13 protein-coding genes are annotated in these 15,292 nt (G+C 48.8%); 7 read left to right on the top strand and 6 right to left on the bottom strand.

The features are described from left to right. Window positions 1–16: 16 nt before the first annotated feature. The 5 genes from fliF to EZV61_RS05310 form a co-directional block, all read right to left on the bottom strand. Window positions 17–1,765, bottom strand: coding sequence for a flagellar basal-body MS-ring/collar protein FliF (gene fliF, locus EZV61_RS05330; RefSeq protein WP_130567890.1), 1,749 nt, complete (start codon window positions 1,763–1,765; stop codon window positions 17–19). Window positions 1,766–1,794: 29 nt separating this feature from the next. Beyond that, on the bottom strand, window positions 1,795–2,121 hold the full coding sequence (gene fliE, locus EZV61_RS05325; protein WP_114339762.1) for a flagellar hook-basal body complex protein FliE: 327 nt from the start codon (window positions 2,119–2,121) through the stop codon (window positions 1,795–1,797). Between the two features lie 173 nt (window positions 2,122–2,294). Continuing rightward, window positions 2,295–3,659, bottom strand: coding sequence for a sigma-54-dependent transcriptional regulator (locus EZV61_RS05320; RefSeq protein ID WP_131414554.1), 1,365 nt, complete (start codon window positions 3,657–3,659; stop codon window positions 2,295–2,297). Window position 3,660: 1 nt separating this feature from the next. After that, window positions 3,661–4,860, bottom strand: coding sequence for a sensor histidine kinase (locus EZV61_RS05315; RefSeq protein ID WP_233496542.1), 1,200 nt, complete (start codon window positions 4,858–4,860; stop codon window positions 3,661–3,663). A gap of 251 nt (window positions 4,861–5,111) precedes the next feature. Beyond that, window positions 5,112–6,554: a sigma-54 dependent transcriptional regulator gene (locus tag EZV61_RS05310; RefSeq protein ID WP_114339764.1), complete on the bottom strand. Its 1,443-nt coding sequence runs from the start codon at window positions 6,552–6,554 to the stop codon at window positions 5,112–5,114. 280 nt (window positions 6,555–6,834) lie between these two features. On the opposite strand from EZV61_RS05310, the gene fliS reads away from it, so the two are divergent. From fliS to pseI, 7 genes are read left to right on the top strand one after another with little or no spacing between them, the layout of a single operon-like run. Then, the gene (gene fliS, locus EZV61_RS05305; RefSeq protein ID WP_114339765.1) at window positions 6,835–7,254 is read left to right on the top strand and encodes a flagellar export chaperone FliS; all 420 of its coding nucleotides are present in this window, start codon (window positions 6,835–6,837) and stop codon (window positions 7,252–7,254) included. After that, a complete protein-coding gene (locus EZV61_RS05300) occupies window positions 7,247–7,552 on the top strand; it encodes a hypothetical protein (RefSeq protein ID WP_114339766.1) in 306 nt (101 codons plus the stop codon). Before fliS ends, EZV61_RS05300 begins: the two co-directional genes overlap by 8 nt. Before the next feature lie 32 nt (window positions 7,553–7,584). After that, the gene (gene pseB, locus EZV61_RS05295; RefSeq protein WP_114339767.1) at window positions 7,585–8,592 is read left to right on the top strand and encodes a UDP-N-acetylglucosamine 4,6-dehydratase (inverting); all 1,008 of its coding nucleotides are present in this window, start codon (window positions 7,585–7,587) and stop codon (window positions 8,590–8,592) included. Then, window positions 8,589–9,755 carry a UDP-4-amino-4,6-dideoxy-N-acetyl-beta-L-altrosamine transaminase gene (gene pseC / locus EZV61_RS05290; protein WP_131414553.1) on the top strand — a complete coding sequence of 389 codons (1,167 nt, stop codon included), beginning with the start codon at window positions 8,589–8,591 and terminating at the stop codon, window positions 9,753–9,755. The genes pseB and pseC overlap by 4 nt, the downstream gene beginning before the upstream one ends. Continuing rightward, on the top strand, window positions 9,752–10,462 hold the full coding sequence (pseF, locus tag EZV61_RS05285; protein ID WP_233496543.1) for a pseudaminic acid cytidylyltransferase: 711 nt from the start codon (window positions 9,752–9,754) through the stop codon (window positions 10,460–10,462). Before pseC ends, pseF begins: the two co-directional genes overlap by 4 nt. After that, on the top strand, window positions 10,462–12,000 hold the full coding sequence (pseG, locus tag EZV61_RS05280) for a UDP-2,4-diacetamido-2,4,6-trideoxy-beta-L-altropyranose hydrolase (protein WP_131414552.1): 1,539 nt from the start codon (window positions 10,462–10,464) through the stop codon (window positions 11,998–12,000). The genes pseF and pseG overlap by 1 nt, the downstream gene beginning before the upstream one ends. A gap of 11 nt (window positions 12,001–12,011) precedes the next feature. Further along, entirely contained in the window at window positions 12,012–13,070 is a 1,059-nt protein-coding gene (gene pseI / locus EZV61_RS05275) for a pseudaminic acid synthase (protein WP_114339770.1), read from the top strand. A gap of 62 nt (window positions 13,071–13,132) precedes the next feature. Here the strand turns inward: pseI and EZV61_RS05270 are convergent, their stop codons facing one another. Further along, a complete protein-coding gene (locus EZV61_RS05270; protein ID WP_131414551.1) occupies window positions 13,133–15,172 on the bottom strand; it encodes a motility associated factor glycosyltransferase family protein in 2,040 nt (679 codons plus the stop codon). Window positions 15,173–15,292 lie beyond the last annotated feature (120 nt).

The following is a 15,292-nucleotide window of genomic DNA, read 5'->3' as shown; positions in this document are numbered from 1 at the left end:
CTTTCCTCAACCGCGCTTACTTTTTATTTGCTTCTTGTTCAAGCCAGCCTTTCACTACCTGTACAGATAGATCCGGTTCATTAGCCACCAGTGCCCGCACTGCTTTGAGGACATCTTCCTCTTTATGTAGATCAGGCAACTGTACTTTGCCACCAACAATACTGCCGATCAGCTCTTCATTCACTTCACTGTCTAGCTCGTTTTCAGCAGCCAGCAGCCCACCTTCAATTCCTCGGGATACCGCACCTTCAAGCAGCGATCTGTCTTCGTCAGCCACACCGTCATCAGAAGCGGTCAGCTTACGGATCATCGGACGAACCACCATCAATACTAGGATCAAGACAATAATGATGCCCATCACCAGTCGCATCGCTTTCCAGAACCACGGTTGTTCAATGATCGGCACTTCAATCTCAACCATATCATCGGAGCGAACAAATGGGATGGTGACAACTTCTAACGAGTCACCACGCTGCACATCAAAGCCCACTCCACCTTGCAATAAGCGACGTAAATTGGCTAACTCCTGCTGCGCTCGCGGCACCAAATCAATACCACTACCATCGGCATTCGCTACTGACTTATAGTTGACGGCCACTGAAACACTGACTCTTCTTACCACACCCACCTGCTGGCGGGTATGGCTCAAGGTGGTATCTAATTCATAATTGCGAGTGGCTTCACGGTGGCTTCTTCCTGGAGCCGCGCCACCGGCAGGGCCACCACCGATCGCTTCTTCCGGGATCTCTGCGGCCACTGGCGGTTGATTAGTCAATGCACCAGGAATACCGCCCAAAACACCACCGACAGAGTTATCTTCAACAGTCATTTCACTGCGTAATGCTGGCAAGTCAGGATTATAGCGGCGCTGGGTTTGCTCAACCGTGGTGAAATCCATACTGACATCGACCTGCGCGGTGTAATTACCTAAGCCGACGACAGGAATCAGAATAGAATCAATTTTGTTCATGTACTCAGCTTCACGCTGACGCTCAAGATCATACTCTTTGCGCGAACGTGCTGAGCTGGCATCTTGACTACCTGAATTAAGTAAGCGGCCACTCTGGTCTGTCACTGTCACCCGCGTCGGTTCCATGCCATTGACCGCAGAAGAAACAATATCAACCACAGAGTCGATCTCTTCGCGACTCAGCGCTGAGCCGCGGCCAATAGTCAGCACGACTGTGGCACTGGGGCTTTTCTCACGACGGGCAAATACCGATTGCTGGGGAATAGCGAGCAGTACACGTGCCTTTTTAACGTTACGCAGATCCTCTAAGGTGCGTGCGATCTGCTGTTCACGGCTGTGCTTCAGGCGCTCTCGCTCCAGTCGCTGACTCACACCAAAACCCATATCCTGCATCAAGATATCGGTACCGTTCTCAGGGGTTGCTTCCAGCCCGGCACGAGCCAACTTGAGTTTGATATCCTGATACTCCTCTGCCGGAATAGACAACACATCACGCTCAAGTTTATAAGTGATCTTATTTTGATCGAAGAAGTCGAGTGTTTGCAGCAGCTCGTCACTTTCCATTTGCGGTAAAGGACGCATCTCTGGCTCTTGTGCCCAAATAAGCACAAATACGGCAAGAGCCAAACAGATTGCCAAGGCGAGAATAATTGTAATTTGGCGCAGAACATCGACATTGCCAATATGGGCCAACACTGAAGATTTTTTCTCTCCACTGTCGACCTGCGCGTCTTTACTCATCTCGCCGCCTGCGGCGGGAACCATCAATTCTGTATTTTGCGTTGCTTCAGCCACGACTCAACTCTCCGTCTAAAATACGCCGATTACACCGGCATATTCATGATCTCTTTGTAAGCCTCAACCAGCTTGTTTCTAACCTGAACAGTCGCCTGAAATGCAACGCTCGATTTTTGTGAAGCGATCATCACGTCACCTAAACTGACATTGCGATCGCCCATCTCGAATGCTGTTCTCAACTGACCCGCCTGAGATTGCACATCATTGACACCATCAATGGCATTCTGAAGTAGGCCACCAAACTTGTCTCCGGCAGAATTTACAGGGACAGCATCAGGTCGCATCTCTGGAGCCTGAGCCTGGCGCATCATCGCCTGCATTTCGCTGTATAGATCGTTGGCTTTCACTTGCATTTGAATGCTCCTGACGCCTGAGCGTCAAAAATTTCACATATAGCAGAGTAACTGCAAGGAGCCTGCCAACACGTTAAACAAATGCATAAAGGGAGGAGTATCACGAGGAAAGATAATATCTAACAAATTGAAAAGGCAGGTATTTAACCTGCCTTATATTTGTAGATAAAAAGTTAAGCGGGCAACTCGATACCCAGATCGCGCATCCTTGCCAGCTTATATCTGAGGGTACGGGGGCTGATCCCTAGCTTTTCCGCGACATCTTTTCGACGCCCTTGGCACGATTCCAATGTCTGCAGAATAATCTGATTTTCTTGCACCTTAAGCTCACCGCCCAACCCCTCAGCATCATCCATGGCCACTTCTGGCTCAGCGCTATGAACTGTCGTGGGTGTATGCAGTTGAACCGTGATCTCATCTTCAATGATCAGATCGTCTGCATCGACTTTACCGGCAGATTGCAGAATCAACGCACGTTGGATCACGTTATCCAATTCACGCACATTACCCGGCCACGCATGATGTTGCAGGCGATGTTTAGCCGCCGCAGTCAATATAGGGATCTCTGAGCCAGAAACCTGACTATGACGAGCCAGCAGATGCTCCGCTAACGGAATAATGTCACCAGGACGCTGGGACAGTGGCTTCCAGGTCAACGGAAATACGTTTAATCGGTAATAGAGATCTTCACGAAACTGACCATCACTCACGGTTTGCTTCAGCTCGCGGTTACTGGTTGCTAACACCCGCACATTCAACTTGACGGTTTTGCGGCTGCCTAAGCGCTCAACTTCCCGCTCTTGCAGTACGCGCAAAAGTTTAGCCTGCAAACCAAGATCCATCTCAGTGATCTCATCAAGTAAAATTGTACCGTTCTGTGCTTGCTCAAATTTTCCGGGGCATGCCTGCAACGCGCCGGTGAATGCGCCCTTTTCATAACCAAACAGTGTCGCTTCCAGCATATTTTCCGGGATCGCCGCACAGTTAATAGCAATGAAAGGACCATCTGCGCGCGGCGAATTATCGTGAATATAGCGCGCCAGCACTTCCTTACCTGAGCCACTGGGCCCAAGTACCATGACATTCGCTTCCGACGCAGCCACTTTGGCCGCCAGCTTTAGTAAAGCTTCACTTTGCGGATCACCCACAACCGGTGAGTAGCGTTCATTGCCGTCAGTTGGTGCGTAACGACTAACCAGGTTGAGTAATACTTCTGGAGCAAACGGCTTCGCCAGATAATCATTAGCCCCTTCCCGCATGGCTGCCACAGCCGCATCGACGGTGGCGTAAGCTGTCATCATCAGCACGGGCAGTTGCGGCAGTTTACTGCGAATAGACCGCAACAACTGTAGCCCACTCATCCCCGGCATCTGCACATCACTGACGACAATATCAAACTTGCCACGGGACAGTTGTAACAGCGCAGCCTCGCCGCAATCGACTTCAGTTACCTGATACCCGGAAATCATCAGGGTATCCACTAAGGCTTCACGCAAGCCGGCGTCATCTTCAACGACGAGCACTTTGGTATCGGCCATCTTAACCTCCCCACGCCTCTTTTAGTGGCACTTCAGCGCTAAGCTCATCTTCATTACGTATGGGAATGAGCAGCTGCACACATGTACCCTGACCCTCGCCGGAGACAAGGCTCACCGAGCCTTTATGCGCCGACGCCACCGCTTGAACCACGGCCAGGCCTAAACCTGTTCCTTGGCTGCGGCTGGTAAAAAACGGTTCTAATACTTTCTTCTGCATCGCCTCAGGGATCCCTTTGCCGTTATCCCGGATCTCGATTGCGACCATCTGCTGCTGACGTTTCGCAGAGACATGAATATTGGTCGCTGATGCTTGTAGACTGTTGTGCACTAGATTGCTGATGGCGCTGGCCAGACTACTGGCGTTACCTAGAATCTCGATATCTGGCTCAGGCAACTCGATCTGCAACTGACTACGACTTTTACTAACCATGGCTTCGACCCGCGACTGCAGATCGGACAAAAGCTGTTTCATGGAGAGTGGTGTAGCGGCGATCTGACTGTCGCTGCGGGCAAACAGCAGCATATCGTTCACCTGCTGCTCTAAGTCTTGTAAGCGTGCCAAAAGCTTAAGGTGAAACGCTCCACGATTTTCTGTTGTGAGGGTGTTATTACCTAAATTTGCCGCGTACAGCATGGCAGCGCTAAGTGGCGTTCTCACCTGATGAGCCAATGACGCCACCATTTTTCCAAGCGCCGACAAACGCTGCAAATGACTGATCCGATTTTGTAGTTCACGGGTTTCGGTTAGATCCGTCATCAAAATCAACTGACCAGGCTCAGGCGATAACGCAGTCAACGCCAACTTCACTCGCCGACCACTGGCCAGAGAGATCTCATGACCATCATCAGCCTGCGGCGAGAACGCCCGAGAGATAATGTGTCGCCATGGCTGACCGATCAGCGGCTCACCCAGCATCTCGAGGGCAATAGGGTTGGCTTCACGCACGATGCCGTTACCATCCAATACCACAATCCCAGCAGGCAGGATCTCCATCAGGTGCTGCATACGACTGGCGTTATTCTGCACCCCGGTCGACGATACCTCGGCGTGAAGGCTCTGTTCATTCAACTGGCGCTTTGCCATCTCACCCATCACTACAGATTCAGATCTGAGTGGCACCTTCTCGGTAGCGAGAAGCTGGGGAGGAAACTGTCCATTGCTGGACTTGGCTTGATCGGCAACATTGCTCGACTGTGTCATCTCTATGTCGCTCCTTTTGACGCGATACCGAGATAAAGCCAAGAGCGTGCCAACTATTTCAATCTCATGTTTTAATTAATAAAAACTGAAACAATCTAGTTAGAATAGTAGATGTAGACAGGGTTTTGACGCTTTCAACAGCGGGAAATATCAAACACGTTCATTGCCCCAAGAGAGCTGGAAGATAAAAAAAGCACCTCAATTTGAGGTGCTTTTTTATTCAGTAACAGATGAAGCAGTTAAACCGGTAGCTATTCATCATCTCTGGCGATCTGATACTTACGCATCTTCTCGACCAGCGTGGTACGGCGCATACCTAACTGTTCCGCAGCGCGAGCCACGACCCAGTCTTGGCGTACCAATGCCTGCTGAATGTAGTCAGTTTCCAATTCAGATAGCATCTCTTTGAGATTGATCCCTTCATCCGGCAACTCATGGGGAACTTGAGGCTCAGCAATCAGTGGCTCAGCGTCTTCACGGAATAGTGCGTTTAATGACTCACGCTCCATCACCTCTTCGGAATAGACCGGCTCATAAGGATCAACGTCAATATGCCGGTACTTAGGCGGCAAGTCACTGACATCAACCACACCATTGGGATAGAGGATCACAAGCCGCTCAACCAAGTTGGAAAGCTCACGGACATTCCCCGACCATGGGTGCAGCATTAAGGAGTCGATCGCTTTATCAGTAAAACGTACCGACGCATTGTGCTCAGCTTCTAAGCGAGAAACCAGCTCCTGCAATAACAGCGGTATATCATCCTGACGCTCACACAGAGCAGGCATCTCAATAGGAAATACATTCAGGCGATAGTAGAGATCTTCACGGAATTTACCCTCCGCGATCATCCCTTCAAGATTTCGATGCGTCGCCGCAACAATACGAACATCGGCCTTAACCAACTTCGCACTGCCTACCCGCTCAAATACCCGCTCTTGTAGCACGCGCAGCAGTTTCACCTGCATATTGGTGGGCATATCACCGATCTCATCAAGAAACAGTGTGCCCCCCTGAGCAAGTTCAAAGCGACCTTTACGGGTGGTTATCGCACCAGTAAACGCACCTTTCTCGTGGCCGAATAATTCGCTTTCCAATAACTCAGCCGGAATAGCACCGCAGTTGACCGGAACGAAAGGGCCATCACGGCGAGAAGAGAGATAATGGATATTCCGCGCAACAACCTCTTTACCTGTACCCGAATCACCGAGAACAAGCACATTGGCGTCTGTCACAGACACCTGTTCAATAAGTTGCCGCACTTGGGCAATAGCGTCGCTGCGACCCACCAAGCTGCGGAACAGTTTAGTCTGAGTCGATGTTTGCGGTTGTCCACCAGGACGCTTGCGATGATAGTCTTGACAGCGGTGGATCACTTCGGTCATCTGCGGATAATTAAATGGCGCCATCAAAGACCCCACTAAATTGGGTAAAACGACCCCTTTATCATCACCAAGCAGCACATAAGGCTGTAGTGGATGGACAGAAGCTAAACGCTGAATGAATTCTAATGGGTCTTCATCGGCAATATCGCCAATAAATACCGCACGCCAGCAGTCTTCACTGTTAATCAGAGAAATATTGCTAGAGCTAGTGATGCGGCATGATTCACCAACAAATCCTAATAAAAGCTCTAACTGTGCTCGGCGATCACTATTATCATCAATGACGAGAACGTCAGATAATCCCTGCATAAATGAAACCTTTCACCCTCTGGGCCTGCGGAGTTCCCGCCATTTCCTTGACGCAGGAGAAACCGTCTTTTTTTCGAATCATATATTATTATTGGCTTCTATTGTATTGAAAGTGCCTGATAGAGCAACAATGGAGTGCGAGCCAGCTCTCAGTTTAGATGGCTGGCACTCAATTTGCTTACACAAATGAGAAGCAGATCCGTCTGCGCAGATATTTGACGCTGCTACTATGAGTAGCAACTGCACAAACGCGACTAAGAGCAGAGTAAGGTACTTAAAAATGGCAAGAACATCGATCCAACAATATGGCAAAGGAACGGTTAACTCGTTGACTGACGCCGATCCCCATACTCAGGTTGCCGCAATCATGGCTCATATTCTGGGCAATGTGGCAGCAGCCAGAGGGGCAATTGAACGGAAAGATTTTGAAGTTAAAGGCCTGAAAATTGGTAAAGCCATTGAGCTGCTAACGGTTTTGCAAGCCAGTTTAGATATGGAAGTTGGCGGGGAGATCTCGCGCAATCTGTTCGATCTTTATGACTTCTGTATTTTTAAGCTGGGCGAAGGTTCAGTCTCAGGAGATCTTGAAGCCTTAGATGCTGTCACCGGCGTGATGCGCAATATCAAAGAGGGCTGGGACGGTATTCCACAAGATGTCAGAGATGATTTAGCCCAAAAGAAGGCTGCTGAAGGTGGCTAAAACGGAGAGCGATACAGCTTCAAGTTTGCTATCCCGAGGCAGGCAACTCACCAAGCAACTCGAAGCGGAGATATCAGCCGATGCGACACTCCAGGCACTTGAGATAGAGGCTTGGCTGGCCGACGTGCGCTCATTTGCGGAAACATCAGAAGCGCAAAGCTCACTGGAACAGCTAAAAGTGATAATCGACAAAGTGAAGATAGCGAGCACCAGTGCAAGAAAAAGAACCAAAGAACAACTACTGAAATCCAAGCGCGCCAGCAAAGGCAAATTAGCCTACCAACAACAAAATAAATAGAAAGACGCTAAATAAGAGGGTAAGAAATTAGGATGTTTGACGGCAAATCGATTCTCATTACAGGTGGTACAGGGTCTTTCGGCAAAAAATACGTTCAGACCCTACTTAAAAATTATCAACCCAGAAAAATCATTGTTTACTCACGAGACGAACTGAAACAGTTTGAAATGCAGCAGCGCTTTAACGAGCCCTGTATGCGCTATTTTATCGGTGATGTTCGAGACAAAGAGCGTATGATCCGTGCGATGAAAGGCGTTGACTACGTCATTCACGCTGCCGCGCTAAAACAGGTTCCAGCGGCCGAATACAACCCGATGGAATGTATCAAGACCAACATCAACGGTGCCGAAAACGTCATTGATGCCGCGTTGGCCAACAACGTGGAAAAAGTGATCGCGCTATCCACCGACAAAGCCGCCAGCCCGGTCAACCTTTACGGCGCCACTAAGCTCTGCTCAGACAAGCTGTTTGTCGCGGCAAATAATATCTCAGGTGGCCATGCGACCCGCTTTTCTGTTGTTCGCTACGGTAACGTCGTCGGCTCTCGCGGGTCTGTCGTTCCCTTCTTTAACAACTTGATCGCCGAAGGCGCAGATCACCTCCCTGTCACCCATGAAGAGATGACCCGGTTCTGGATCACCCTGCAGCAAGGGGTCGACTTTGTCCTTAAGAACTTCGAACGTATGTTAGGGGGTGAAATATTTGTTCCCAAAATTCCTTCCATGCGTATCGTTGATCTAGCCAAAGCGATGGCTCCAGATTTGCCGATTAAAATTATCGGTATCCGCCCAGGTGAGAAGCTACACGAAGTGATGTGTCCAAGTGAATTAAGCTACGACACATACGAATTCCATGACCACTACGTTATCACCCCAGCCATTCGCTTTTACAGCAATGAACGTTCAAACGAATTCACCACCAACGCCATAGGTGAATCAGGAACGCCAGTGGAGCACGGGTTTGAATATAACTCGAAGAATAATCCAGACTTTTTGGATCACGAGGGGTTATTAGCTTTTAACGAGATGGCTAACGCATGATCCCTTACGGTAGACAATCGATTGACAGTCATGACATAGACGCGGTCGTTGACGTACTCAAATCTGATTTTTTAACGCAAGGGCCGCAAGTACCGAAGTTTGAGCGAGCTTTAGCGGCATACTGCAATGCAAAACATGCCGTCGCGGTCAACAGCGCAACTTCAGCGCTACATATCGCTTGTTTAGCATTAGAGCTCAGCGCTAGAGACCTGCTTTGGACATCACCCAACTCGTTTGTCGCTTCGGCCAATTGCGGACGTTACTGCGGTGCAGATATCGACTTTGTCGATATCGACCCTGACAGCGGTAACCTCAGTGTTGCTGCACTGGAAAAGAAACTCACCATTGCGAAAGCCAATGGCCGCTTGCCCAAAGTGCTCGTGGTCGTGCATTTTGCCGGGCAACCGTGTGATATGCGCGAGATCCATGCGTTATGTCAGCCGTTTGCTATCAACATCATCGAAGACGCCAGTCACGCGGTGGGAAGTGAATACCAAGGCGTGAAAACCGGCAGTGGTCAATACAGCGACATTACGATATTCAGCTTCCATCCGGTAAAAATCATTACCAGCGCGGAAGGCGGTATGGCGCTTACCAATGACCCTGAGTTGGCAAAGCGAATGTCCCTATTTCGCTCTCACGGTGTCACCCGCGATCCAGAATTACTACAAGAAGAAGCCCCTGCCCCCTGGTATTACGAGCAACAGGAGCTGGGGTTTAACTATCGCATGACAGAGCTACAAGCGGCCTTAGGCTTAAGCCAAATGCGCCACTTAGATAGATGGGTTGAACAGCGCAACCTTTTAGCAAAGCGATACCAGCAAGCATTCAGCAACACCGTCATCAAATATCTACCGGTTAGCGATGACAGATTAAGTGCCTATCACCTGTTCGTTATCTGTTTACCGGACAACTTAAAGTTACAACATCAAACGATTTTTGAAGCGCTTAGGGCTGCAAATATTGGCGTAAACCTGCACTACATGCCTATTCACCTTCAACCCTATTATCAGGCGCTTGGCTTTCAAGTCGGGGATTTTCCACAAGCAGAGAGCTATGCAACAAAAGCGATCTCTCTTCCCCTGTATGCTGAATTAACCACTGAGGCGCAAGATCTGGTGATAGAAACGGTCACACAGCTTTGTGAGGGGGAGATGCAGTGAAATGTATTGCGGTCATTCCTGCACGAGGTGGCAGTAAAAGAATACCAAGAAAAAATATTAAGCCTTTCTGCGGAAAGCCATTGATTGCCTACTCCATAGAAGCCGCCATTGCATCCAAGCTGTTTGCTAAAATAGTCGTCTCTACTGATGACCAAGAGATAGCTTCTGTGGCAAAGCAATATGGCGCAGACGTTCCTTTCATCCGGCCCGCCACGTTATCAGATGATTATGCTGCAACCCTACCTGTCGTAGCTCATGCATTAGAGCAGGAAATGACGCAGACAAAGGAGATTACCCATTGTTGCTGTATCTATGCCACAGCGCCGTTAATTCAGGTAAACCATTTAAAGGCCGTACAACAGCTGCTTGTCGACCGCCAGGCTGACTATGCGTTTCCAGTAACGGAATTTGATTTTCCTATTTTACGGGCGGTCAGTATGAATGAAGACAACATACTGACCCCCAGTTTTGAGCAACACATCAACGCCAGAAGCCAGGACCTTCCCGATTATTATCATGATTGTGGACAGTTTTATTGGGGAAAAGTATCGTCATTTCTAAATCATACCCCGATCATCTCAAAGGCCGCTCTGGGTTACCCCATTCCAAGGCGTTTCGTCCAGGACATTGATACCCCCGATGATTGGCTCGAAGCGGAGTTAAAATATCGCGCGCTGAATTCCGGCCTATCCACAGATAATTCATAATGCGTATCGTTTTCAGAACAGACGCTTCGACTGAAATAGGCAATGGCCACTTAGCTAGATGCCTTACCCTCGCCCATCAGCTTCAGAGCAAAGGTTGTGAGATATTGTTCATCTGCCGAGAGCTGCCAGGGCATCGCGCAGCGCTGATCAAAAAGCAGGGGTTTCAGCTCGAACTATTAAAAACCGATAGAAGTGATGAAAGCAAGCAAACACAGGTCACGACAGAATGCTTGCCCGCACACAGCCCATGGCTGGGGTGCCTCTGGCAACAAGACGCACAACAAACACTGACACGACTATCAAATCAGCCCTGTGATTGGCTTGTCGTCGATCACTATGCGCTTGATAAGCAATGGCAAGCACACGTCAAAACGGGATATCACAAGTTACTCGTTATTGATGATCTAGCGGATCGTGAGCATCTTGCTGACATACTGGTTGATGCCTCTCCAGGGCGCCAAGCTGCGCACTACAAAGCGTTAGTGCCAGAACATTGCACACTGCTCTGCGGCCCCAATTTCGCCCTGCTGCGTGGCGAGTTCTCAGGCTTTAAGCGCCCCGCTTATCAAAGTAATAACCCGATAAAACTGCTCATTGCTATGGGCGGCGTCGACAAAGACAACGTAAGTGCCTGGCTGCTAAAAGAGATTAATCAAATGCAGCCACCGCCAAATATTGCAAGCATCGAGGTATTATTGAGCGAAAGTGCTATCCACCTAGCACGAGTAAAATCTCAAACCGAATTGATGACAATAAAAACAGAACTGGTCGTTGAACCAAGCTCAATAGCAGAGCGGCTCGCACATGCCGACCTCTGTATTGGCGCCCCCGGTGGCTCTGCACTTGAGAGGTGTGCGATGGCACTTCCCTCGCTACTGATCACTACCGCGGAAAACCAGCGCCACAATGCAATGGAATTAACCAAAGCTAAAGCAGCGTTAAGCTTAGGCTGTTTCAAAACACTAAATCCGCAACAGTTCAAAGAGCAGCTGTTAACCATCAGCACCGCACCCGACACGCTGAACCAGCTTGCAGGCTGTGCCGTACAGCTCTGCGATGGACATGGTGTGAAGCGTGTGTTGCAAGCGCTTTTTCAGGCCGAGTGTCAGGTAAGAGCTGCCACCGCGATGGATAAAGATCTGCTCTATCGCTGGCAAACCGCTCCGGGAGTTCGAGACTATTCCAGAACTCCAGAGCCGCCAAGCTACCAAACCCATTGTCAGTGGTTTGAAAAAGTATTGGCTGATAACGAACGCTCTCTGTTGATACTGGAGCTAAGCGACGACGCTGTGGGCATGTTACGGTTTGACCGTCAGCAAGAAGGCTGGGAGATCTCCATCCTTATCGCCCCTGAGCATCAAGGCAAAGGTTTGGCAAGAACTGCGCTGGATTGGGCAAAGCAATCGCAATTTACCCCTATTTTTGCCGAAGTTCATCCTGATAACCTAGTATCACAGCAACTATTCAGTCGGGCGGGTTTTAAACGACTCAGTGAAAATCAGTTTAAATACACCCAGACCCAACAAGATCCTCGATAAGGTATAGCGCCATGGAAAAGCCAAACAAAGCAGTCATCATCGATGGCAGACCGATCGGTCCTGAACATCCGCCCTATATTATCGCGGAACTGTCAGCCAACCATAATGGCGATCTGTCACGTGCACTCAAACATATTGAAGCGGCGAAGGCTGCTGGTGCCGATGCGATTAAGATCCAAACTTATACAGCCGATACCATGACCATTGATTGTGATAAGCCCAATTTTAAAATTAAGGGCGGCCTCTGGGATGGCTATTCTCTATATCAACTTTACCAAGAAGCACATACGCCCTATGAATGGCATCAGGCTATCTTCGACAAAGCCCATGAATTGGGGATCACCTGCTTCAGTAGCCCATTTGATGAAACCGCTGTCGACTTGCTGGAATCGCTCAACGCCCCTGCTTACAAGATTGCATCCTTTGAAGCTGTCGATCTGCCGCTAATCAAACGCGTAGCAGAAACGGGTAAACCGATGATCATCTCCACTGGAATGGCTAATTTATCGGAGATAGAAGAAGCCGTCACAACGGCAAAAGAGAATGGCTGCAGTGACATTATTCTACTGCACTGTATCAGTGGCTACCCGGTGCCAGCCGAGCAAAGTCATTTAAGTACAATCCCTGATCTGGCCGCTCGCTTCAACGTACTGACAGGGTTATCAGATCATACTCTGGGCACGACGGTTGCCGTGGCATCTATTGCCTTAGGAGCAAACCTGATAGAAAAGCACTTTACTCTCAGCCGCGCAGATAAAGGTCCAGACTCCTCTTTTTCGCTAGAGCCAGGAGAGCTCAAAACCTTATGCCAGGAGACGAAAATTGCGTGGCAAGCCATAGGCAAAGCTGGCTACGAGAGGAAGCCTGTAGAAGAAGCTAATCTGACTTTTAGACGCTCGCTCTTTTTTGTTAAAGATGCCTTGGCAGGAGAAACGATCACGCCGCAGCATGTGCGCAGGATACGACCAGGCCAGGGGCTTGCGCCAAAGTTTTATGATGACGTTATTGGAAAAAAAGCGGCAAAAGATATCACAAGGGGCACCCCGGTCAGTTGGGAGTTATTAACCTAACACCACAAAAACAAAAGGCGACGGATTGTCGCCTTTTGCTTAAATTACAATGACAGCAGTTATTACTTTCGGCTCTCTTCCAGTTCTTTCAGCTCTTGCTCCAACCCCTTGAAAATCCCCTTCATCTCCTTGAAGTACTGATGAAAGATCTTCATCGCTGCGGTTACAAATCGCGCCCGAACCTCAGCGTTAGGCATCATGTGGAGATAGCCCAAAATGGTGATCTGCAGGTAGGTCACACTGCCCTCGATCATTCGCACCGCAGGGTTGTCCTGACCACCAATATGCTTACGAAGTTCGAGATGGTTTCTTTGGAACAGCTCAAAGACATCATTCGTTGCCCAATCGATCTCCTGCACCCGCTCGTCAGTCAGAAACTTAAGTAGCTTCCTGATAGTACGCTGACGCTGTTTGAAGTTGTCGTACAAGATCTCAAACGTCACCGGCTTCTTAACCCTCGCTGCTGCGATCCATGCATCAGGATCAAAAGGCTCGCTCTTAGGTGCTGGCAACTCAATATCTTCAATACGACAGGGGGTGGTACCTTCTATACGTGCACCGTCTGCAGTATTAAACACCTCGGTTCCTTCACCCTTAATACGGATCACCAACTCAAGCACATGACGGCACCAGTCAAATACCGCACTGGTCGAAACCTTTTCGCGGAAGTTACCGGGCACCGGCTTATGACTCCCGGAAGAACCTTTCTCAAATGCGCCTTTAAACTCACCATAATATGCGCTGTCTTTAGAGTGGTGGTATTTCGGATCCACGTACCCCACATCAACACCAAATAGATAGACTTGAGGCGCCTTAAAGTGGATAGCCAATGCCATCGCAGCATTCGATACGGTTGGATTGGAGTTGAAGAGATGCAGATATTGATGAAAATCCTTCATCAACGTGACGCGAGCCAGCTCTGTGCCGACATCATTCGGTTTCCAGAAAAGGGTCGCTTCTTTAAACTGCTCAACCACACCGGGTGATAGGGTATTCATTCCTACCAAGTGAATATCCCCAACGAACTCACCTGAAGGATCGACCTCCCGAACCCAGTCGGCTAAATATTCAACCCGTTCAATCTCAATATGGATGTGAGGCTTAATTCCCGCATTATGTAATGTTTTTAACGCGGTACCGCAAGAGACCAAAATAATATCGTCGCGATGCTCTCGAATATAATCGAGGGAATAATCGATAGAGGGGCCATTTGCACAAATAAAGACGGGGCGATCGAATTCATGCCCTGAAGGGCTATCAGCCATGAGATTGCAACCGCCCGCCATGTTTTTCATGGTATGACGCGTGGAGATAACTTCATCTTCAAAGAAGCCAAAGCCAGCATAAAAATTACTGAGGTTATCAAAGAAGCGCTTTAAACTTTCATCCGCGGTTTTACTGTCATAATGTCGATAAATCGGTAACACGCATGACTTAAAGATACCAATTTTAAACATCACTTTTTGTACAGTATGAATAAACTCTTCCTGTTCGCAGCCAACCAACAGGGTGATGCCTTTATTCTGCTTAGTGAACGCTTCAAATAACTGCCGATAATCAAATACATGTAGCGAAGCAAAAAACAGATCATCGTTAGGCTCATAGATAAACAGGTGACCTATCTTTTCTGCGTGGGCAAGAATGGTTTCCAAGTGATACCCAATACCTACCCCCAGCACGGTAAAGAAAGGAAACCAATGGTAGGGATCCCGCTCACCCACTGCGACGGCTTCTTTAGAGTGTTCTTCACCGAGTTCAACCAGCTCTTTCAATAGATTGGCATGACGGAACAACTTCATTGAAGCTTCCCAACCTGTTTGGCTGAGTCGATATATTCCTGTGACTGGGCGGTCAAAGTAATCTTTCGCTTGTTTAGCGCAGATCTCTTTCGGATCACCGTCATAGATAAACCCTTCCGCTCCGCAGATATTCAGCCTGCCAAGGGGATCCATCTCCAGCCCCATGCTTTTCGGTTTATGCTCTTTAAAACGAGCAGCAATATGAGGAAAGCGCTCTTGCAAAAACTGTAGGTTCTTATTGAAGGTTAGATTCAATACCTGACGTAAGATATTCAATCCATTTTTATCGATCTGAGTTGCCATACAGTAGGCTCCGAGTACCACGCCCCATCAAACTGGCTGCGCGCAATGTCAAAATCTTGTCTACTAAGAGCTTAATGCAAAAAAGGCACCACTTGGGTGCCCTTTGAAAGAAGTGTGGAG

It is taken from the genome of Corallincola luteus, from assembly GCF_004336975.1.
Taxonomy (GTDB): Bacteria; Pseudomonadota; Gammaproteobacteria; order Enterobacterales; family Neiellaceae; genus Corallincola; species Corallincola holothuriorum.
The sequence above is the reverse complement of the archived record's forward strand: the minus strand, read 5'-3'. Positions and strand labels throughout refer to the sequence as shown.